Genomic DNA, 11,583 nt, shown 5'->3' on the forward strand with positions numbered 1-11,583 from the left:
GCGCACGGGAGCCGGGACCCATACGCCGCGGCGGATGTTGTGAAGGGGATTCGTCGTTCCAACATCGCGTAACAATTCGCATTAGCGGTCATGGGTCCCGGCTCCCGTGCGCAATTGCACACTAGGCCGGGACGACGATGAGGATGGTTGTCGATTCGAACTGTCAAACAGCTAGTTCGGTGTCATCGCCCGGCTCGACCGGGCGATCCAGTATTCCAGAGGCAGTAGTGCTTGAGCCGAGACGCTGCGGCGTACTGGATCGCCCGGTCGAGCCGGGCGATGACAGTTTGGATGGGACACAGTTTCGCATTCTCGCGACACATCTGCCTGAGCTTTGCTGCGGCGCGTGACGCGTTTCCTCCGCTGCGCTATGGTGAGAAGCCTTGGTCAACGATGGATTGGAGCACCGCAGAATGATTACCTGTTACGTGCGCTACGAGATCAGGTTGGGCAAGCTCGCCGATTTCGAGGCCTATGCCGCCATGTGGCTCGACCTGCTACCGCGATTTGGCGGGACCCATCACGGCTACTTCCTGCCGTCCGAAGGCGCGAGCGACGTCGCGTTGGCGATGTTCAGCTTTCCGAGCCTCGCCGCCTACGAGCAATATCGAAAGGATTCCGCGGCCGATCCGGACGTTCAGAAGGCGATAGCCTTTGCAAAGGAGACCGGCTGCTTCACGCGCTATGATCGGTCGTTCTTCCGGCCGTTGTTTCCGAAGGCGGCCGAGCAACAAGCGCGGTGACCGAATTGAGTGAAGCAAGTGCAGACGTACCGCCCGGCGCGCAGCTCCTTGGGCGCGAGTGGTTGGGCTTCGACGGCGAGATCACCTCGATCCGTTTCGAGGCGAAGCCCTTGTTCACCAACCGGCATGGCACGATCCAGGGCGGCTTCCTCGCCGCAATGCTAGATTCGGCCACGGGCCTCGGCGCGCTTGCAGCACTTCCCGCAACACAGACGGTGGTGACCAAAACCCTCGCCACGCGATTTCTCAAGCCTGCGCGCGTTGGTCCGATCACGGCCAAGGCGAAGATCATCTCGCAGACCGGGCGCGACATGATCGTCGAGGCCGACCTGATCGATGCGGAGAACGTGACGGTCGCCACTGCCACCGCCGAGTTGCGAATTCTCGACAAGCGATAGCCCTATGCGTTGGTCTCCCTTCCTGTTGTCCGCTCTGTTGTCGCTCGGGCTTTCGGCTGCGCAGGCGGCCGGACTGCGGGCTTTCGACGTTCCCGCGAGCACCGACGGCCCCGCGATCCGAGGGGTGGTCTGGCATCCCTGCGCCGAGGCTCCGCACGAGATCGATGCCCGCGGCGGCAGAACGTTCTTCGGCGTGAACGACTGCCCGATCGTAGGAAACAAGCTGCCGCTGATCGTGATCTCGCATGGCAGGCGCGGGTGGCTCGGCGGTCATCATGACACCGCCGCGGCGTTGGCGGACGCCGGCTTCATGGTACTGACGATCAATCACCCGACCGATACCGAACGCAACACCAGCGGCACCGACAGTCTTGCCGTCACGGTCGAGCGGCCCGCCGACATCAAGCGCGCGATCGACTACGCGCTTCAAGGCTGGCCTGATGCTGCTTACATCGACGCCGGACGCATCGGTCTCTACGGTTTTTCCTGGGGCGGTTATACGGGCCTCGCGGCGGTGGGCGGTGAGCCGGATCTCCGCAAGGGCCTGCCGAATTGCCAGACATCGGCCTTGCGGGCCTGCAAGGAACTCGAAGGCGGAGAAAGGCCAAGCGGACCGATCGTTCACGATCCGCGGATCAAGGCTGCGATCATCGTCGATCCCTATCCTGTGTTGTTCTTTGCGGCCGAGAATCTGAAAGCCGTGACGATCCCGATCCAACTGTGGAGCTCGGACCCCGCGCAGAACGGTGACGGTCTCTCCGGGTGCTGTGCTGCCGCCATCAACGACAGGCTTCCATCCAAACCGGACTTTCACCTGGTGAAGGATGCGAAGCACTTCTCTTTCCTCGCGACATGCACGCTGGAGGAGACGGCGAAGATGGCCGGCATCTGCACAGACGCCCCGGGCTTCGACCGCCTCGCCTTTCATCGGCGCCTCCACACCGAAGCCATTGCGTTCTTCATGACACATCTGGGCGAAGCCGGGACGCGATGAACACCGCTACACTCTGAGCCGGTCCCGCATCCCCTCCGGTCAATACGGCGGCTGTGATGCGACCTGGCGGAATGTCTGCAGATCGAGGAGGATCGGCCTGCTTGCGGCCGGCCAGCGGCCGCAGCTCGATCAGCAATCGTTGCATCGCGCCAGCAGGGTGACTTCGTTCATTCCGTAACCGTCGATCGTCTCGACGGTGCAGCCGAGCTCGCGCTCGCAATAGTGGATCCACGGCTCGGGGCTGGTGCAGTAGAGCTGCACCGGCGCTGCATCGGCGGCCGCGGTGCCGTCCGCCCCGCTGGTGACGAAGTTGACGCTGAAGCCGCGCAGGCTGGCGCGGCGCAGGTCGGCCAGCATCTCGGCGACAAACCCCTCCCAGGATGCGCGGGAGCCGCCGACATTGACATTCATGATGCCGCTCGCGACCGAGTAGGTCGCGCGGCGCGGACTGGTTTTGCCGACCTTGAAACGTCGTCCCGGCGCCGAGAAGCGGCGGCGCGCGCGGCTGACCATGGCGAGCGACAGATCGATCCCCAGATAGTCGATCGCCGCTTGCGGGTGACGCCTTGCGAGATAGCCGCACAGCGCGCCGTATCCGCAGCCGATATCGTTCAGGCTGAACGGCGCGGAAAAGTTGCAGAGCTTCAGCAGCTGGACGAAGCGGAGGTCCTGGGTGGCCTGGCAGGACCAGTCCACCCCGCGCGGGGTGGCGCCGTATTTGGCGACCCGCGCGCTGTAGTAGGATTCGACGTCGGCATACAGGTCGGAGAACCGCGCCCGGTCGCCTTCGGCGCCGGGGCCCGCGGTCTCCGCTGCGATGCTCATGCCCTGCTCATGTCCTGGTCACTTCTTGGCCTTCTTGGCCCGTCGCTGCTTGGCTGCCGCCGCAAGCTCCCTGCGCGCGACCAGGCTCGGCTTGGTCGGGATCGACAGAACCCGATACGACTGGGTCGAGTAGATCAGCGGCGTGCTGCCATCGGCTGCAAACGTCACCTGCGGATTTTCCTTCATCGCGTGAGCCGTGACGAGCACCGGCAGATACGGGCTCTGCGTGAGTGCCTGCCGGAACGCCTGGACCACCCGCTTGTAGCCGCTCACATTGGGCTGATCGGAAGGATAGTCCTTCAGCGTGCCGAGGAAGGCGTACCAGCGCTGGCGCTCGGCCCGGTCGGCCGGCTCGATCCCGATCAGCCTGAATGACTGCTCGAGGGGATGATTGGGAGAGAAGATGTCGAACTCCTTTTGCAGCTCGACCATCTCCATGATCCCGCCGGGACCAAACCGCTTGTTCAGCAGATCCAGGACATCGCGCGTCGTATCGTCTTGAATCATCCGTCCCATCAAAACCCCCTCAGTACCTTGTTTCCAGAAATGAAAATATCGTCGCGACTAGCGACGTCGCTCAAGATGCAATCGAAGCTGATCGAGTTGTGGCGTGAAGTAGACTGCCCCGGAGACGTCGAGCAGATTCTGAGCGCTGCCGACAATCTCGTCAAGCTCATCATGTGACGTGCTGCCCAAAGCGCAAATGATCAAGCCACGCAGGACCGTCGCGTGGAGTTCGGCGATGCGATCGGTCCTCCGCCGTGCGACGGTCAGCGCCTCGTCCACCGCTTGCAGCGCCGCATGATGGTCGGCGGACCGATAGAGCGCTTCGGCCAGATCCGCCAGCATGCGGGCCTCGAACTCCAGGCCGGCTCGCGCAGAGCGCGCAAAGTCGATCGCCTCCCGAAGCTGGGCGGCGGCAACCTTGAAGTCGCCTGCGGCGCCGCTGGCGAGGCCGGCGCTGGCGACAGCGGCGACCCGCAGATAGGGCGTTCCCGACTGCTCAGCCAGCTCGGCGATCCTCGCCGCATGCGGCTTTGCGAGCTCCGGCCGGCCGCGGCTCCAGCCCATCTCCACCATTGCGAAATGCGGGATGAACTGCACGACAGCCGCGAAGCGTTCCGGCTCGGCCCGCAACACCTCGGCGATCCGCTGTTCGGCCTCGTCAAATCGGCCCAGGCGCACCAGAATTCTGGTGCCAAGGCAGTTGATCCAGTGCTCGACGTCGAAGCCGAGAATCTGGTTCGGGTTGAGGCCGAGTGTGACGTTGTTGTGAAAGCCGCCCTGCTCCGCAATAGCGGCAACCGCCACCTGCCCGGCGTCCAGCGCCTCGGAAAGACGGCCCGACAGGAAGAACGCCTGGCTCAGCATGGCATTGACCGTCGCAAATCGTCCGACATCCCCGGTGCCGGAGGTGAGCTTCACGGCGTCCTGCACGAGATTGACGTAATCGTCGGCCGCCGCGGTCGCGGCCAGGATCCGGCCGTAGGCGCCGAGCAGGATCGGCTCGTGCACCGGGTCCGCCGCGCGTGCGTATTTGATCGCCTCTTCGGCGTAAGGCTTGACCTCGTCGGCGGACATCCCCTCACGCCAACCGAAGTTGAGGATCTGGCCGCTCGACATCGCCCGCAGCCGGTCGACATATTCGGACGAAGGCAGCTCCTGCAGCAAGGCGCGAACCTTTTTCCAGCTCTTCATCGCCTCGGCGGAGTTGGTCTTGCCGATCCAGCGCGCCGCACGCTGCAAATGCGTGACCGCCTCCAAAGGCTGACCCGCGGCTTCGTAGTGATAGGCGAGCAGCCCGGCAAACTCGTCGAGCTTGCCCCAGTCGAAGCTCTCGATGGCCTTGGCGACGGTCGCATGCAGCGTGGTCAACCGCGACCGCAACTGGGTCGCGTAGGCCACTTCCTGGATCAACGGATGCCGAAACGCCAGCAATCCCTTGTCGTAGGGCGGCAGGTCGTACAGCAGCTCGGCCTGCCGGAGCTGCGCGATGGCGTTCAGCAGATCATCGTTCGGCAGCGCCGCGACCGGACGCAGCACCGACATCGCGACGAGCCGGCCGATCACGGCCGCGGTTTCGAGCACCTGCTTGGCGACCTCCTCGAGATGATCGATGCGGGCCGCCACGACGGCCTGCACCGTCGCGGGCAGGGGCACCGCATCGACGCCATGCTTGAGCCGGTAGTTGCCGCGCTCGCCTTCCACATTGCCGCGCTCCACGACGGAGTTGGCAAGCTCCTCGATGAAGAACGGATTGCCCTGCGCGCGTTCGATGACATTGCTGCTCAGCGAGGCCAGCGAGGGATGCTTGCCGAAATGCTCGCGGAGCAGCTCGTTCGAATCGGACCACGGCAGCGGCGGCAGTGCGATCTGACGGTAGTGCGAACGCTGCATGAAAGCGGCGGTGAACCCCGGCCTGAAATTGACCAGCAGCAAGGTCGCGGTGCCGACGATCGCATCGACCAGCGTCTCGACGAACTCCTCGCTCGCGGCGTCGATCCAGTGCAAATCCTCGATCAGAACGACCGTTGGCGTATCACCGGACCGCGCGCGCACCAGCGTTCGAACGAGCTCGAGCAGCTGCAGCCTCAGCGCGCGCGGATCGAGCTTCGGCGCCGGATGCTCCGGATCGGCGAGCCCGAGAAACTCGAGCAGCACCAGCAGCTCCTGATCCGATGAGGACATCTGGGCGAAGCGGTCGATGACGCGACGCCTGGAGGTCTCGATCGGCTCCTTGACACGGATGCCGAAGATGTCGCGCAACAGCTCGAGCACGGGCTGAAACGGTGTTGCGCGCCCATGCGCCAGCACGCGGGCCTCGTAGACGCGTATCCCCTTGCGGCGGCAGTTTTCGGCGAACTCGAAGCAAAGCCGGCTCTTGCCGATGCCGGCGTCGCCGACCAAGCCGACAACCCGGCCGTCGCCGCCAACCGCGCGCGACAGCTCATGGTCCAGCGCCGCCATCTGCTCGGTCCGGTTGACCATCGAGGTCAGGCGCCGCCCGCTGCGGAAGACGTCGCTCGCGGGCGCGCTCAGCAGCCCGGTCAGCCTGAACACCTCCACCGGCATGGAGATGCCGCGAATGGTCTGCATGCCGAGCGGCAGGACCTCGACGAACTGCCGGGCGCCGAGATAGGTGTCGCGCGTGATGAGGATTGCTCCCTCATCCGCCATCTGCTCCATCCGGTTGGCGATATGGACGTTGGCGCCGGCGGCGTCGTAGGTCTGATAGATGGTATTTTCCACAGTCTGAACGACGACTTCACCGGTGTGCAACCCGACCCGGATCTGCATGCCGGGATCGGCAAGCCTCGCAACCGAATCCTGCATGGCGAGAGCAGCGAGACAGCCGCGGACCGCGTGGTCCTCGTGCGGGCGCGGCGGTGCGCCGAACAGCGCCATCACACCGTCACCCTGGATCTTGTTGACGATGCCGTCGTAGCGGTGGACGGCCTCCTTCATCAGGTCGAGCACCGGCTCCAGGCGCCGCATCCCGAGCTCGGGATCGCCGAGGCTGTCGATCAGATTGGTCGAGTTACGGATATCCGCAAACAGCAAGGTGAGGTTCTTGCGTTCGCCGCCCTTGCTGCTGAGCGAGCGGAGCATCCGCTGCGACGGCGCATCGGGACGGGTGGCTGCCGTGGCGAGCGCGGTCCCGCAGTGGCCGCAGAAACGGCTGGAGGGCCCGTTCACATGGTGACAGGAATCACATTTGAGGCCTAACGGCGCACCGCAATCTTCACAATAATCGTTGCCAGCCCGGTTCGCATGACCGCATCGCTCGCACTGCATGAACAGCCTTTCAATGAAGACTGCGAATATATCCGACGCGTCAGATTAGCCCAGCACATTCTACAATTGTATAAACTGCTTCACACACCGAGCCGATCCCGCATCCGGCCGGCCAGCACGGCCGTGGTGACGCCGACCCGCCAGAAGGCGTGCATCGGGATCGGCTTGATGCCGGTCACGGGCATGTCGATCTCGGCCTCGGGACCGCCGACCAGGCGGCGGGCCAGTTGCGCGCCCATCGCGGTCGAGAGCGCGACACCGCGGCCGTTGCAACCCAGCGATATCAGCAAATTCTCAGCCGGCGCATGGACATGCGGGTAGTGATCGGCGGTGATGGCGAGACGGCTGTTCCAGCCATGGGTCCAGCTGACACCTTTGAGCTGCGGCCACAGCCGCTCGGCGTAGCGGATCAGATAGGAGATGTCGGACGGGCCCTTGATCCAGCGCATCGGGCCACGGCCGCCCATCAAGAGGCGGTTGTGCTGGTCGATGCGGTAATAGACCGTGATGTGGCCGCTTTCGAACAGCACCGGGCGGCTCGGCATGATCGTGCGGGCCACCTCGTCGGGCAGCGGCGCCGTCGCCGCGATCGACGAGAACACCGGCACGATGGTCCGGCGAAGCGCCGGCCACAGATCGTCGGTAAAGCCGTTGGTCGCAAGCAGCACCTGGTCGGCATGCACGATTGCCCGCGGGGTCTCGATCCGCCAACGGCGGCCGTCGCGGCGGAGCGAGAGCGCCGGCGTTTCGCCATGGACGGCAACGCCCGCCCCGATCGCGGCGCGCGCCAGCCCGCGGGCGTAGCTCAGCGGATGCAGGTCGCCGCCGCGGGCATCGAGCATGGCGCAGAGGTAACGGTCGCTGCCGGTCATCTCGCGCATCTCGGCGGCGTTGAGCAGTTTCACCGGCATGCCGCGCCGGATGCACTGCTTCGCCGTCGTCTCGATCACTGCAGCACTTGCCTCATTGTAGGCAGCGCGCAGCGTGCCGTTCTGCCTCGCCTCGCAGGGGATCTGGTAGCGGCGGATCAGATCATGCGTGAAGTCGGTGGTGCCGTAGGAGAACTCGATCATGCGGCGGCCGAGGTCGGCGCCGAAATCCCTCTCGATCTGGTCGGGGTCGTGCTTCAGCCCGGGATTGGTCTGCCCGCCATTGTTGCCGGACGCTCCCCAACCCGGCTCCTGCGCTTCGAGCACGGTCGCAGAAACGCCCTGCTCAGCGAGATGCAGCGCGGTCGACAGGCCGGTGAAGCCGCCGCCGACGATCGCCACCGGCACGCTCTTGTCCGACGTCAGCGGCGGCGTTGGCGTCGCCTCGACCGCGGTATCGGCATAGAGGCTCGGTGGTAGCGGCAGACGTGTGGGCGCGTTCATAGAAGGTACCGGATCACAGTGGGTGCAGCACCCGGCGCAGAAAATCCTGGGTGCGCGGGTGCTGCGGTTGATTGAGGACGGATTTGGCGGCGCCCTGCTCGACGATGACGCCGCCGTCGATGAACAGCACGAGGTCGGCGACATCGCGGGCAAAGCCCATTTCGTGGGTGACGACCACCATGGTCATGCCGTCGTCGGCGAGCTTGCGCATCACCGAGAGCACGTCGCCGACCAACTCCGGATCGAGCGCCGAGGTCGGCTCGTCGAACAGGATCGCCTTCGGCTGCATCGCCAGCGCCCGCGCGATCGCAACGCGCTGCTGCTGGCCGCCGGAGAGTTTGGGCGGGTGCACTTCGGCCTTGTCGGCGAGCCCGACCTGCGCCAGCAGCGCGCGGCCGCGCGCGATCGCCTGCTCGCGCGGCTCCTTCTTCACATAGAGCGGGCCTTCGATGACGTTCTCGAGCGCGGTGCGATGCGGAAACAGATTGAAGCGCTGGAACACCATCGAGACCTGGGTGCGGATCGCAACGATCGAGCGGTCATTGCTGTCGACCCGCGCGCCCTCGACGCTGATCTCGCCGCGATCGTAGCTCTCGAGCCCATTGATGCAGCGCAGGATGGTCGACTTGCCCGAACCGGACGGGCCGATGATGCAGACCACCTCGCTCTTGGCAACGGAGGCGGTGATGCCCTTCAGCACGTCGACCTTGCCGAAACTCTTGTGGACGTCGCGAAGCTCGATCATTTGCGGTTCGCCTTGTTCTCGAAGTGCCGAACCAGCAAGATGAGCGGAATGCTCATGGTGAGGTACATCAGCGCCACCAGCGTGAACACGCTGGTGTTCTTGAAGGTCGAGGAGGCGATCAGCTTGCCTTGCAGCGCCAGCTCGGCGACCGTGATCGTGGAGGCCTGCGAGGAATCCTTCAGCATCATGATCATGATGTTGCCGTAGGGCGGCAGGATGATCCTGACCGCCTGCGGCAGCACCACGCGGCGCATGGTGAGCCACCAGCCCATCCCGATGGTCTGCGCCGCCTCGATCTGGCCCTTGTCGATCGCCTCGATGCCGGCGCGGAAGTTTTCCGCCTGGTAGGCCGAATAGGCGATGCCGAGCCCGATGATCGCGGCCTGCAACGCCGACAGCGCGATGCCGAAATCGGGCATGACGAAATAGATGTAGAACAGCAGCACGATGATCGGGATGCCGCGGATCACATTGATCAGCGCGGCGCTGACGCCGACCAGAATGCCGATGCCGGACACCCGCATCAAGGCCCACACCAGGCCGAGCACGGTCGAGAGCAGGAGCGAGCCGACGGTGACGACGATGGTCAGCCAGACGCCCTGGAGCAGGATCGGCACGAACTCGACGGCGTCATGGAAGAATTTTTGCATCGGCCAAATGTATCTCGTATCCAAACACCGTCATCCTGAGGTGCGAGCCTTGCGGCGCAATTGCGCCGCTGGGCGAGCCTCGAAGGATGGATCGGCCCGGCTGGTGGCCGTCGACCCTTCGAGGCTCGCTACGCGAGCACCTCCGGCGACAAAGGCGAAGCCTTTGCGCGGGGGTGACGGGTTACGCTCTCACGACGCGCTGGCCTTCTGGCCCCATTTCTCCAGGATCTTCGCAATCGTGCCGTTGGCCTTCAGCTTCGCCAGCGAGGCGTTGATCTTCGCGAGCAGCTCGGTGTCGCTCTTGCGCACACCGATCGCGACCGTGCCCACGGTGACGGGCTTGTAGCCGTCGACCAGCCGCACGTCGGCGAAATTGCCCTGCTGAAGATTATAGGCGAGGATCGGATAGTCGGCGAAGCCGGCCTTGAGGCGACCCGCATTCACGTCGCGCAGGATGTCGGGAATGGTGTCGTAGACCTTGACCTCGCTGAACAGCCCGGTCTTCTTCAACGCATCGACGAATGCAGTGCCGACCTGGGCGCCGACCACGGTGCCCTTCAGATCATCCTGCGAGACATAGGCCTTGGTGTCGGCCTTCGGCACCACGAGGCCCTCGCCATAGGTATAGACCGGCTCGGAGAAGTCGATCACTTCCTTTCGCGCGGCGGTGGCGAACATCGCGGCGGCGATGATGTCGATCTTGTTTGATGTCAGCGAGGGGATCAGGGCCGAGAACTGCATCGGCTCGATCTGTACTGAGAATCCGGCGTCCTTGCCGATCTCGGTGGCGAGATCGACCATGATGCCCTGGATCGAATTGGTCTTGGTGTCGAGGAAGGTGAAGGGGATGCCGGTCGGCGTCGAGCCGACCTTCAGCACCTGCTGCGCGCCCGACGGCGTGCCCACGGCAAGGGCAAGCACCGCGACCGCGGCCTGAACGAGACGCTGAAACGACATCGCAACACCTCCCGAAGCTGGCCTTGGCACCGCATCGCCCGCTGTGTCAGCGCTTTTGGTTGCGGGCGACGCCGTTCCGGCCTATTTTCACCAATATGAAATTGTGGTCACGAAACCGCAGCCAATGCAAGCGGTTTTCATGCACATGAAGGAAGCGGACTGACGTGAGCGGCGGCAAGAGAATGCGCAAAGGCGCGGCAGCGAAGCCCGTGACAGCACGCCGCGCCGCCAAACGACCGGCAAAAAAACTGGACAGGGAGCCGGCCGAACCCGCGATGGATCTCACGGTCGGACGCCGCATCCGCGATCTGCGCCGCACCAAGGAGATGTCGCTGGAAACCGTTGCTGCGCACACTGACCTTTCGATCGGCTTCATCAGCCAGATCGAGCGCGGCCTGTCGTCGCCCTCGCTGCGCGTGCTGGCGACGCTGGCCGACGTGCTCGGCGTTGGCATCGCCGCGCTGTTCGGCGCGACACCGAAAGACGACAGCGCCGGCGGCGTCGTCACCCGCGAGGTGCAGCGCGCCGAGCTGAAACTATGGCGCACCGGAATTTCAAAGCAGCTGCTGAGCCCCGCCGGCAGCGAGAGCCGGCTCAATCTGTTCCTGGTGCATCTCGAACCCGGCGGCAACACCGGCGACGAGTTCTACACCCATGACGGCGAAGAGGCCGGCCTCGTGCTTGAGGGCGAAATGATTCTGACGGTGGACACCGAGACCTGGACCCTGAAACAAGGCGACAGCTTCCGCTTCGCCAGTCGCAGGCCGCATCGCTTCTCCAATCCGGCGCGCGATGCGAAAGCCGTGGTGCTGTGGGTGAACTGCGTGACGGCGGCGGGGTAGGTAAGCCCCGCTCTTTCTGCCGTCGTCCCGGCGAAGGCTATCCTGCGTCGTCCCGGCGAAAGCCGGGACCCATTGCCACAGGGCTGTGTTGTTGAAGAAGGCTGCGACCCCAGCGTCGCGCAACAACTCACGTTGGTGGTTGATGGGGTGGACGGCCCCCTACGGCATCAGTGTGCCAGAATGAGGTTGTTGCAAATCTCAGACAAGGGAGCCGTCCGTGAGAGAGATTATCCGCATTGGGATGGATACGTCGAAGTATAT

The 11,583-nt window shown here is 64.5% G+C and carries 11 protein-coding genes; 4 read left to right on the plus strand and 7 right to left on the minus strand.

Features of this window, described 5'->3' with window-relative positions; genetic code table 11:
• Positions 1-413: 413 nt before the first annotated feature.
• Genes FNJ47_RS39650 through FNJ47_RS39660 form a run of 3 tightly spaced genes read left to right on the plus strand, consistent with a single transcriptional unit; the run spans position 414 to position 2,135 of the window.
• The gene (locus FNJ47_RS39650; protein ID WP_163161388.1) at positions 414-743 is read left to right on the plus strand and encodes an NIPSNAP family protein; all 330 of its coding nucleotides are present in this window, start codon (positions 414-416) and stop codon (positions 741-743) included.
• Complete coding sequence (locus tag FNJ47_RS39655) at positions 740-1,141, plus strand: hotdog fold thioesterase (protein WP_163161389.1); 402 nt, start codon at positions 740-742, stop codon at positions 1,139-1,141. Before FNJ47_RS39650 ends, FNJ47_RS39655 begins: the two co-directional genes overlap by 4 nt.
• 4 nt (positions 1,142-1,145) lie before the next feature.
• Positions 1,146-2,135, plus strand: a complete 990-nt coding sequence (locus FNJ47_RS39660) for an alpha/beta hydrolase family protein (protein WP_163161390.1) — start codon at positions 1,146-1,148, stop codon at positions 2,133-2,135.
• Positions 2,136-2,264: 129 nt separating this feature from the next.
• Here FNJ47_RS39660 and FNJ47_RS39665 read toward each other — a convergent pair whose 3' ends face one another.
• The 7 genes from FNJ47_RS39665 to FNJ47_RS39695 form a co-directional block, all read right to left on the minus strand.
• A complete protein-coding gene (locus FNJ47_RS39665) occupies positions 2,265-2,960 on the minus strand; it encodes a class I SAM-dependent methyltransferase (RefSeq protein WP_163161391.1) in 696 nt (231 codons plus the stop codon).
• An 18-nt stretch (positions 2,961-2,978) separates the two neighbouring features.
• Positions 2,979-3,476 carry a hypothetical protein gene (locus FNJ47_RS39670; RefSeq protein WP_163161392.1) on the minus strand — a complete coding sequence of 166 codons (498 nt, stop codon included), beginning with the start codon at positions 3,474-3,476 and terminating at the stop codon, positions 2,979-2,981.
• A gap of 48 nt (positions 3,477-3,524) precedes the next feature.
• Positions 3,525-6,755, minus strand: coding sequence for an adenylate/guanylate cyclase domain-containing protein (locus FNJ47_RS39675; RefSeq protein WP_163161393.1), 3,231 nt, complete (start codon positions 6,753-6,755; stop codon positions 3,525-3,527).
• An 80-nt stretch (positions 6,756-6,835) separates the two neighbouring features.
• Positions 6,836-8,128: an NAD(P)/FAD-dependent oxidoreductase gene (locus FNJ47_RS39680; RefSeq protein ID WP_163161395.1), complete on the minus strand. Its 1,293-nt coding sequence runs from the start codon at positions 8,126-8,128 to the stop codon at positions 6,836-6,838.
• Between the two features lie 13 nt (positions 8,129-8,141).
• Complete coding sequence (locus FNJ47_RS39685; RefSeq protein ID WP_163161397.1) at positions 8,142-8,873, minus strand: amino acid ABC transporter ATP-binding protein; 732 nt, start codon at positions 8,871-8,873, stop codon at positions 8,142-8,144.
• Positions 8,870-9,523 carry an amino acid ABC transporter permease gene (locus FNJ47_RS39690; RefSeq protein ID WP_163161399.1) on the minus strand — a complete coding sequence of 218 codons (654 nt, stop codon included), beginning with the start codon at positions 9,521-9,523 and terminating at the stop codon, positions 8,870-8,872. The genes FNJ47_RS39685 and FNJ47_RS39690 overlap by 4 nt, the downstream gene beginning before the upstream one ends.
• Before the next feature lie 189 nt (positions 9,524-9,712).
• Positions 9,713-10,480 (minus strand): ABC transporter substrate-binding protein, encoded by a 768-nt coding sequence (locus FNJ47_RS39695; protein ID WP_163161401.1) that lies wholly within the window; start codon positions 10,478-10,480, stop codon positions 9,713-9,715.
• A gap of 182 nt (positions 10,481-10,662) precedes the next feature.
• Between FNJ47_RS39695 and FNJ47_RS39700 the strand changes: the two genes are divergently transcribed.
• Entirely contained in the window at positions 10,663-11,322 is a 660-nt protein-coding gene (locus FNJ47_RS39700; RefSeq protein ID WP_165446074.1) for a cupin domain-containing protein, read from the plus strand.
• Positions 11,323-11,583 lie beyond the last annotated feature (261 nt).

The sequence above is a fragment of the Bradyrhizobium uaiense genome (assembly GCF_010811875.1).
Lineage (GTDB): Bacteria > Pseudomonadota > Alphaproteobacteria > Rhizobiales > Xanthobacteraceae > Bradyrhizobium > Bradyrhizobium uaiense.